Annotated in this window: 8 protein-coding genes; 7 read left to right on the forward strand and 1 reads right to left on the reverse strand. The window is 66.1% G+C overall.

Going from position 1 to position 9,478, the window contains the following annotated elements:
- Positions 1-1,074, reverse strand: coding sequence for a phenylalanine--tRNA ligase subunit alpha (gene pheS / locus Q1K09_RS11355; protein ID WP_300345540.1), 1,074 nt, complete (start codon positions 1,072-1,074; stop codon positions 1-3).
- Positions 1,075-1,229: 155 nt separating this feature from the next.
- On the opposite strand from pheS, the gene Q1K09_RS11360 reads away from it, so the two are divergent.
- The 7 genes from Q1K09_RS11360 (at position 1,230) to Q1K09_RS11390 (ending at position 9,086) form a co-directional block, all read left to right on the forward strand.
- The gene (locus Q1K09_RS11360) at positions 1,230-1,979 is read left to right on the forward strand and encodes an IclR family transcriptional regulator (protein ID WP_300345541.1); all 750 of its coding nucleotides are present in this window, start codon (positions 1,230-1,232) and stop codon (positions 1,977-1,979) included.
- 266 nt (positions 1,980-2,245) lie between these two features.
- Positions 2,246-3,658: an FAD-linked oxidase C-terminal domain-containing protein gene (locus Q1K09_RS11365; protein ID WP_300345542.1), complete on the forward strand. Its 1,413-nt coding sequence runs from the start codon at positions 2,246-2,248 to the stop codon at positions 3,656-3,658.
- Between the two features lie 15 nt (positions 3,659-3,673).
- Positions 3,674-4,093, forward strand: coding sequence for a heme-binding protein (locus tag Q1K09_RS11370; protein ID WP_300345543.1), 420 nt, complete (start codon positions 3,674-3,676; stop codon positions 4,091-4,093).
- Positions 4,093-4,866 (forward strand): electron transfer flavoprotein subunit beta/FixA family protein, encoded by a 774-nt coding sequence (locus Q1K09_RS11375; RefSeq protein ID WP_300345544.1) that lies wholly within the window; start codon positions 4,093-4,095, stop codon positions 4,864-4,866. The genes Q1K09_RS11370 and Q1K09_RS11375 overlap by 1 nt, the downstream gene beginning before the upstream one ends.
- Before the next feature lies 1 nt (position 4,867).
- On the forward strand, positions 4,868-5,860 hold the full coding sequence (locus Q1K09_RS11380) for an electron transfer flavoprotein subunit alpha/FixB family protein (protein ID WP_300345545.1): 993 nt from the start codon (positions 4,868-4,870) through the stop codon (positions 5,858-5,860).
- Positions 5,853-7,154, forward strand: coding sequence for a cytochrome b/b6 domain-containing protein (locus Q1K09_RS11385; RefSeq protein ID WP_300345546.1), 1,302 nt, complete (start codon positions 5,853-5,855; stop codon positions 7,152-7,154). The genes Q1K09_RS11380 and Q1K09_RS11385 overlap by 8 nt, the downstream gene beginning before the upstream one ends.
- A 129-nt stretch (positions 7,155-7,283) precedes the next feature.
- Positions 7,284-9,086: an L-lactate permease gene (locus Q1K09_RS11390; protein ID WP_300345547.1), complete on the forward strand. Its 1,803-nt coding sequence runs from the start codon at positions 7,284-7,286 to the stop codon at positions 9,084-9,086.
- Positions 9,087-9,478 lie beyond the last annotated feature (392 nt).

Consider the following 9,478-nt stretch of genomic DNA (forward strand, 5'->3'; position numbering starts at 1 on the left):
CTAGACCTCCATTCCGAACTGGGCGCTGAAGCGGATATCGCCCTCGATCATGTCTCGCATATCCGGCACCTCATTGCGGAACATCAGTGTGCGCTCCACACCCATTCCGAAGGCGAATCCGGTGTATTCGGGGTCCTTGATCCCCGCGGCGGCCAGCACATTGGGGTGCACCATGCCGCAGCCGCCCCATTCCACCCACTGCGGTCCGCCTTTGGCGTGCGGGTGCCAGACGTCCATCTCCGCCGATGGCTCGGTGAACGGGAAGAAGCTGGGCCGCAGCCGGATGGCCGCCTCGGGGCCGAACATGGCTCGAGCGAAGTGCTCCAGAGTGCCCTTCAGGTCGGCCATGGTCAGGCCCTTGTCCACAGCCAGTCCCTCGAACTGATGGAACACCGGAGTGTGGGTGGCATCCAACTCATCAGTGCGGAAGACCTTGCCCGGGGCCAGCACGTAGACCGGGAGCTTGCGCGTCAGCAGGGAGCGGATCTGCACCGGGGAGGTGTGGGTGCGCAGCACCAGATGGGCTTCGGCCGGCTCCACGAAGAAGGTGTCCTGCATCTCCCGGGCCGGGTGGTCCGGGTCGAAGTTCAGCGCGTCGAAGTTGAACCACTCCGACTCCAGCTCCGGACCCTCGGCGATCTCCCAGCCCATGGCGGTGAAGACGTCGGAGACCTTCTCCTGCAGCCGGCTGATCGGGTGGCGGGCTCCGAGGCTGCGCCGCCGTGGCGCGGCAGTGACGTCGACAGTCTCCTCGGCCAGCATGCGCTCGGCGTGCTCAGCCTCCAGCACTTCGGTGCGCGCGGCCAGCGCCTTCTGGATGCGGCCACGGGCGGCACCCAGCAGCTTGCCCGCCTGCTTCTTCTGGTCCTTCTCCAGGTCTTTGATCTGCCGGTTGGCCAGCACGATCGGGGCCCGGTCGCCGGTGTGGGCCAGCCGCGCGGCCTTGAGCTGCTCCAGGTCGTCGGCGGCCTCGAAGGCTTCCAGCGCAGCGGTGACGGCCTGCTCGACGGCGGCCTCATCCAGCGGATGCGGAACGGGCGGGGTCTCAGCGGCAGAGACCGATGACTCAGACATACTGCTCCATCGTGGTCAGAACGGGTCAGGGCGTAGACGATCCACGCCAGTTTATGCGCTCGGCACCGTGGGCGCAGATTCGGTCCGCACAGCGGACGGTGATCACCGGCTTGGTACTCTCTGTGCAACCACAGTGTTGAGCGGGGGTGGAGCAGGTGACGAAGACGCCGGCCGGCGTGCAGTCGGTGACGCGGACCTTCGAGATTCTGGAGCACATCACCGCTTCCGAGGAGCATCTGAGTCTCTCGGAGATCGCCGAGGCTGTGGAGATCCCGCTGCCCACCACTCATCGGATCCTTCAGGCGCTGACCGCTATGGGCTATGTCCGTCAGGTCTCCGGGCGCCGCTACGGGCTGGGTCCGCGGTTCATCATTATGGGCGAGGTGGCCGGGCGTCAGCTCGGGGCCGCAGCCCAGCCGCGGTTGGCGCAGCTGGCTGAGCAGCTGGGCGAGACTGCCAATATGGCCATCCTGGACACCGATATGGCCATGTATGTGGCCCAGGTTCCGTCCTCACGCTCGATGCGGATGTTCACTGAAGTGGGCCGCCGAGTGCATCTGCACGCCACCGGGGTGGGGAAGGCGATCCTGGCGCAGCTGGACGATCTTCACGTGAAGTCCATAGTGGAGCGGGCCGGGATGCCCTCCCCCACCCCCAACAGCCTGGCCAGCCTGGAGGACCTGCTGGCCGAGCTGCAGACCACCCGATCCCGCGGCTACGCCCTGGACGATAATGAGCAGGAGATAGGCGTCCGCTGCCTGGCAGTGGCGGTCCCGCAGGCCCCGAACCCCTCGGCGATCTCTGTCTCGGGGCCGGTCACCCGGGTCGACGGCGCCTTCGCCGAGCGGGCAGTGCCGCTGCTGCAGCAGGTGGCCCGCGAGATCTCCCAGGACATCAACTCCTAGCTCCGGCCCCTCTCCCGCCCGTCCATTGGCGGATATGCCGCCGCTGCTCAGCGGGGTGCCGGTCAGGGCCCTCCCAACCCGTCCATTGGCGGATCTACTACCGCTCAGGCCGCTGATATGCGATTTTGCGGTAGCAGATCGGCCACTCGAGTCAATGAGGACGAGCGTGCAACGTGTTCTTTCATATGGTGATAAGTCTCTTTCACCGTATTTCGGGGTGGTGATAGCGTTCGCATAGGTCACATCCGAGCAGGGAGGCTCAGACTATGACGCAGACTCCGACCCAGGGCACGCAGGATCTTCAGGAGCTCATAGACGCTCTCGGCACTGAGAAGGTCATCACCGACCCGGCCAGCATGGACAAATACCGCTGGGACAGGGCTCACGACCCGGACGCCGGTATGCCGGCGGCAGTGGTGCGAGCCCAATCCACCGACGATGTGCAGACTGTGGTCCGCTTCGCCTCCGGCCGCCGGATTCCGGTGGTGCCGCGCGGTGCGGGGTCCGGACTCTCCGGCGGCAGCACCGCCGTAGCCGGCGGCATTGTGCTGGCCATGGAGCAGATGCGCGATATCCGCATCGAGCCGCTGACCCGAACCGCTGTGGTGCAGCCGGGAGCCTTCAACGCTGAGGTGAAAGCCGCAGCAGCCGAACACGGTCTGTGGTATCCCCCGGACCCCTCATCCTTTGAGATCTGCTCCATCGGCGGCAATATCGCGACCAATGCCGGCGGGCTGTGCTGTGTGAAGTACGGGGTGACGACCGACTATGTGCTCGGTCTGACAGTGGTGCTCGCCGATGGCCGTGCCGTGCAGCTGGGTGGACCGCGGCTGAAGGATGTGGCGGGTCTGGACCTGACCAAACTGTTCATCGGCAGTGAGGGCACCCTCGGGGTGATCACCGAAATCACGCTGCGCCTGATTCCTGCCCAGCGGCCCCCCACCACCCTGGTGGCCACCTTCCCCACGCTGGATGATTCGACGGCCGCGGTGCTGGCCATCTCCTCGCAGATGCGGCCCTCCATGCTGGAGTTCATGGACAACCCCACTATCAACGCAGTGGAGGACGCCACCAAGATGGGGCTGGACCGCGAGGCCGCCGCCATGCTGGTGGTGCAGTCCGATGAGCCGGCCGAATTCGCTGCCGAGGAGATCGCCGCCATCGAGAAGCTGTGCCAGCAGCACAATGCCTCGGAGGTCTTCGCCACCTCTGACCCTGAGGAGGGTGAGGCCTTCGTGGTGGCCCGCCGCATGGCGATCCCCGCGGTGGAGCAGAAGGGATCGCTGCTGCTGGAAGACGTCGGCGTCCCGCTGCCGCGGCTGGGCGACCTGGTCAGCGGCATCGCGGAGATCTCCCAGCGCAGGGAGGTCGTGATCGCCGTGATCGCCCACGCCGGCGACGGCAATACCCACCCGCTGCTGGTGTTCGACCCCGCCGATGAGGACCAGGCGCAGCGCGCCCACACTGCCTATGGAGAAGTGATGGACCTTGCGATCGAACTGGGCGGGACCATCACCGGCGAGCACGGCGTGGGACGGCTGAAGCGCCCCTGGCTGGCCGACTACCTTGGAGAGGACGCCCTGGAGCTGAATCACCGGATCAAGAAAGCACTGGATCCGGAGAATATCCTGAATCCAGGGGCCGTGCTGGACCCTGCCGCGCTCACCGACAACGCCTAAGACCGAGGAGACCGGATGACCGCCTACGTCAACGTTCCCACCGTCAGCTATGACACGGCCGCCGAAGCTGTCCGGCTGACCCTGAGCATCGGCGCAGAGAAGGGCCTGAAGCTCTGTGCCGCCGTCGTCGACCCCGGGCTGAACCTGGTCGCCTACGGCCGAGCCGACGGGATGACTCCGCACAGCGTGGAGACCTCACGGCGCAAGGCCGCCACGGCCGCCTCCACCCGCAAGCCCAGCGCCGACGTGCCGGCCGAGATGGCCGACGCTATGGAGAACGGCACCGGCGGGCTGCTCACCCGGATACCCGGCGGGGTGCCGCTGGTGGCCGATGAGGCGGTCATCGGAGGCCTCGGCGTGGCCGGTGGTCCCCCGGCCCAGGACGCCGAAGTGGCTGCAGCAGTCATCGAAGCCCTGCAGGGGGTCGGACGCTGATGCGGATCCTGGTACTGGTCAAAGAGGTTCCGGACAGCTACGGCGAGCGCCGGCTGAACCTGACCACCGGCCGAGCCGACCGCGAGGCCAGCGAGAAGGTGCTCGATGAGATCACCGGCCGGGCCGTGGAGGCGGCGGTGTCCTTCGCCGAATCGGGCGGCGAAGCTGAGGTGCAGCTGCTGACTATGGGTCCTGCCAGTGCTGAAGCCATGCTGCGCAAGACGCTGGCGATGGGAGCCGATGGGGCCTACCACGTGGTGGATGACCGGCTGGCCGCCGCAGATATGACGCTGACCTCTGAGGTGCTGGCCGCCGCGGCGCGGCATATCGGCTTCGACCTGCTGATCGCCGGGGACGCCTCCTCCGACGGCGCGGCAGGGATTGTGCCCGCCATGGTGGCCGAGCGGCTGGGCGTGCCACATCTGACCAGCCTGGACGAGCTTCAGATCGCAGAGTCAGGGGTCACCGGCAGGCGGGCGACCTACGGCGGGACCTTCGCCCTGAGCGCCCCGCTGCCGGCGGTGGTCTCGGTGACCGAGCGGATGCCTGATCCCCGGTTCCCCGGTTTCAAGGGCATCATGTCGGCGAAGAAGAAGCCGCTGGAGACCCTGACCCTGGACGATCTGGGCGTGGATCCGCAGGCCGATGTGCCGCGGTCGATCATGCTTTCGGTCTCGGAGACTCCCCCGCGCACCGGCGGTGAGAAGATCACTGACGAGGGCGACGCCGGCAGGCAGCTGGCAGACTATTTGGCACAGGAGAGGCTGGTGTGAGATGGCTGAGCTGAGCGAAAACCCCGTTGTTGCCCTGCTGCCGGTGCTGCCCAACGGGGAGCTGGTGGGAAGCGCCGCGGGCCTGCTGGGTGCCGCGGCACGAGTCGGCACCCCCGTCGGCGTCGTCGTTGCTCCCGAGGAGACAGCCGGTTCTGCCGCTGAGGCGGCCGGCGAGCTGGGTGCGGCCCGAGTATTCGCTGCCGGGACCCCGCTGGTTCAGCAGCAGCTGAGCGCTCCGGCTGTGGAGGCCTTGGCCGCTGCTGTGGACTCGGTGGGAGCAGAGGCGGTGCTGCTGCCCCATGACGTGGACGGCCGGGACATCGCCGGACGGCTTTCGGTGCGGCTGGGCGCTGCGGTGGCCGCCGATGCAGTGGATCTCAGCCGTGACGAGGAGGGCCTAGTGGTTCACCACTCGGTCTATGGAAGCGCCTTCCTCACCGAATCAGCCGCTACGCACGGAACACTGATCATCACGGTGCGGGATGGAGCCATTGATCACCGGGCTGCACCGGTCTCCGCGCAGGTGGAGACGCTGCCGCTGGAGTCCAGCAGCGTCCCGGCTGCGCAGATCACCGAATTCGCAGGGCTGGTGGAGGAATCGACCCGCCCGGATCTGCGCGCGGCCAAGATTGTGGTCTCCGGCGGCCGCGGACTGGGCTCCAAGGAAGGGTTCGGCCTGGCAGAGCAGCTGGCCGATGCTCTGGGGGCCGCGCTGGGTGCCTCGCGCGCCGCGGTCGACGCCGGCTACGCGCCCTACTCCTACCAGGTGGGGCAGACCGGTGTGAGCGTCTCACCTGATCTGTACATCGCTTTGGGAATCTCCGGGGCGGTGCAGCACCAGGCGGGTATGCAGACAGCGAAGACTATTGTGGCGGTGAACAAGGACCCGGAGGCTCCCATCTTCGACATCGCCGACTTCGGCATCGTCGGTGATGCCTTTGATGTGGTGCCCCAGCTGATTGAGACGTTGAAGGAGCGCAGCGCAGGTGCCTGACCAGCAGCGGCGCCGGCGAGGACTGCCGGCCCACGAGGGGGAACAGCCGCAGCAGCAGCCGGCCCGACGCCGGGGACTGCCGCAGACCGAGGAGACCGCTGAGGCTGACGCGGCTGCTGAGACTCAAGCACCCGGCAGCGCAGAGACGCCTACGCCCCAGGGCGGCACCGCAGAGCGGCAGGAGACCCCCCGGCGTCGCACGGGCCTCCCCTCAAACGCCGACCCTGCCCCTGCCTCGGAGCCTGCGGGTGCCAGCACCGCCGCATCCAGCACCACGACGCCCTCGGCGAAAGACCCGGCACCCGCCCAGGCAGGCCCCCAGGGCCCTTCCGAGCCCTCAGGCGCCCCGGTGCGAGCCGCAGCAGAACCAGCCCAGGGGACAAAGACCCGCACTGCCGGCGCCGCGGGACGCTCCATGCCGCGCTGGGCGGTGTGGAGCGCGGCCGGAGCAGCTGGCGCCGTCGTGCTGGCCGCCCTGCTGGTGCTGGGTTCCCGCTGGTTCCTGGGCACCGAGACCGGGGCGAACTTCCTGAGCATCTATCCCGGAGAGTATGAGCAGCCCGGGGCTCCCAGCGACTATCCGTGGTGGCTGAACTGGGCCCACTTCTTCAACGCGTTCCTGATGGTGCTGATCATCAAGACCGGAATTCAGGTCCGCACCGAAACCCGACCTGAGGCCCACTGGAGCCCGCGGTGGAACCGCAAACGCCGGATTAGCCTGACCATCTGGCTGCACCAGGTGCTGGACCTGCTGTGGGTGGTCAACGGCGCGGCATTCGTGGTGCTGCTCTTCGCCACCGGCTACTGGACCCGCGTAGTGCCCACCAGCTGGGAGATTTTCCCCAACGCGGTCTCCGCGGCCCTGCAGTACATGTCGCTGGACTGGCCCACCCACCAAGGATGGGCCCACTACAACAGTCTGCAGGAGCTGACCTACTTCACCACCATTTTCATCGCCGCACCTCTGGCCATCCTCACCGGCCTGCGGCTCTCCGGAGTGTGGCCGCAGGACAATAAGCTGCTGAACCGCCTGGTGCCCATCGAGTTCGCCAGGGCGCTCCACTTCCCGGTGATGATCTACTTCGCAGTCTTCATCCTCACCCACGTGCTGCTGGTGCTCGCCACCGATGCACTGGTCAACCTCAATCAGATCTACACCGGCCAGGCCGCTGCGAACTGGACCGGCTTCTGGCTCTTTGTCCTGTCGCTGCTGGTCATCGGCGCTGGCCTTGTGCTGGCACGTGCAGTCTTCGTCGCTCCGCTCGCCTCCCTGTTTGGGCGAGTGGGGCGGTGAACAACTGAATACTGCCCGGCTATCCCCTGAAGCTTTCTGCCCAGGGGATAGTTCACCCTAGTCAATGTGATCTGTATCACGTTTGAGCTGAGCTCTGTGATGAGCTCATCCTGGAAGGACGTTAGCACCGTGGAAAATCTAGCAGTCCTCAGTCTTCTGGCCATCGCCCCGATTGTGCTGGCCGGCGTTCTTCTGGCCGGATTCCGTTGGCCGGCCAAATACGCTATGCCGCTGAGCTACCTAGCGGCACTGGGCCTGGCCTGGGCCGTGTGGGAGATGCAGCCGGTGGCCCTGGTCGCAGCCTCACTGGAAGGCCTAATCGTTGCGGCCACACTTCTCTACATCGTCTTCGGAGCGCTTCTGCTGCTGTCGACCGTCACCGTCTCCGGAGCCATGGATCGCATCAAAGCCGGCTTCAACACCATCTCTCCGGACCGCAGAATCCAGGCGATCATCATAGGCTGGCTGTTCGGCAGCTTCATCGAGGGCGCCTCCGGGTTCGGCACCCCCGCTGCTGTGGTGGCTCCGCTGCTGCTGGCCCTGGGCTTCCCCGCGATGGCGGCAGTCGCTGTGGGACTGATCATCCAGTCCACGCCGGTCAGCTTCGGCGCTGTGGGCACCCCCATTGTGGTGGGAGTCGCCAATGGCATGGGCGAGAACTCCCCCGGCATGCAGGAGCGCATCGGCGAGCTGGGAGTCACCTATCCGGAGTACGTAGCCGGCATCGGGTTCCAGACCGCGGCGATCCATATGACCGTGGGCATCCTGATTCCCCTGCTGCTGGTCTGCCTGCTCACCGGCTTCTTCGGGGAGAAGCGCAACTTCGCCGAGGGCCTGAAGGTGTGGCCCTTCGCCATCTACGCCTCCCTGGCGATGACCATCCCCTCGGTCACTGTGGCATGGCTGCTGGGCCCGGAGTTCCCCTCGCTGATCGGCGGGCTGGTGGGCCTCACCGTGGTGATGCTGACGTCCTCGAAGGGCTTCCTGATGCCCAAGGAAACCTTCGACTTCGGCCCGCGGGCAGCCTGGGAGGAGCGCTGGATGGGCCGCATCGCCCCCGGTGAGGTCAAAGAGACCGATGAGGCCCCGAAGATGACGCTGGTGCGAGCCTGGTCCCCCTACGTGGTGCTGGCAGCACTGCTGGTCATGACCCGCCTGATCGAACCGCTCACCGAGTTCCTCACCACCTCGGGACTCACCAGGATCTCCTTCACCAACATCCTCGGAGTCGAAGGCATCAACGCCGACGTCGACCTGTTCTACTCACCTGGGTTCATTCTGATCTTTGTCTCCGCCGTGGCGTACCTGATCTACCGGATGAGCGGCAAGCAGATCGCCACCACCTGGAAGGTCTCCGGCCGCCAGATCGCCTCCACCGCCGTCGCGCTGCTGTTCGCCGTGCCGATGGTGCGGGTGCTCATCCAGTCCGGCACCAATGAGTCCGGCCTGGAATCGATGCCGGTGGTGCTGGCCCAAGGGGTGGCCAACGTGGCCGGCGACACGTGGCCGTTCTTCGCGCCTTTCATCGGCGCACTCGGGGCGTTCGTGGCCGGCTCCAACACCTTGGCCAATCTGACCTTCGCGCAGTTCCAGTGGTCTACGGCGAACACGATCGGCGTGACACCCGAGACAGTGGTGGCCGCTCAGGCCGCCGGCGGGGCAGGCGGCAACCCGATTGCGATCCACAATATTGTGGCTGCCTCCGCCACTGTGGGTCTGTTCAACCGTGAGGGGGACATCATCCGTAAGACCATATGGGTGACCCTCTACTACTGCCTGGCAGTGGGCTCGGTGGCTTATCTGGCGCTGCACGGCTTCGGCTTGAACTTCGGCTCCTTCGCTTTGATCATCCTGGTCCTGGGCCTGGTCGCTCTGGCTTATTGGGCCCTCCGCCGCGGAGATGCGAAGCAGGTGCGAGTGCAGCAGAACTGACCAGCGGAGCACCAGAATCGAACTGACGTACTGACAGATTCGTCACAGGCGCGGCGCATAGAATACATGTTCTATACAGCATAGGAAGTGCTTGCCGCGCCGTAGAAGACGTGTTCTAATGGCAAGTGCGCGATGGGAAGCGCGACGCGCGTAGAAGCCCTCCTCACTGCTTCTGCGCGCGTCTCCCATGTCTGGGGTCAGACATCCCTTGATTTGAAGGGGATGTAAGGCTATGCAGGTTCAGAGGTGCGGCAGTAGCGTCCGGGATAGTGGTGTACGAGCCTCGGTGAGCCGGCTGTTGGAATGACAGTGACGGCCACCGCGTGTTCTTTCGAGTGAACCTCTCACAGCACTCTCGAAAGGAGCCACGACGATGACCGTCACCCCTTCCA

It is taken from the genome of Nesterenkonia sp. (assembly GCF_029265375.1).
Taxonomy (GTDB): domain Bacteria; phylum Actinomycetota; class Actinomycetes; order Actinomycetales; family Micrococcaceae; genus Nesterenkonia.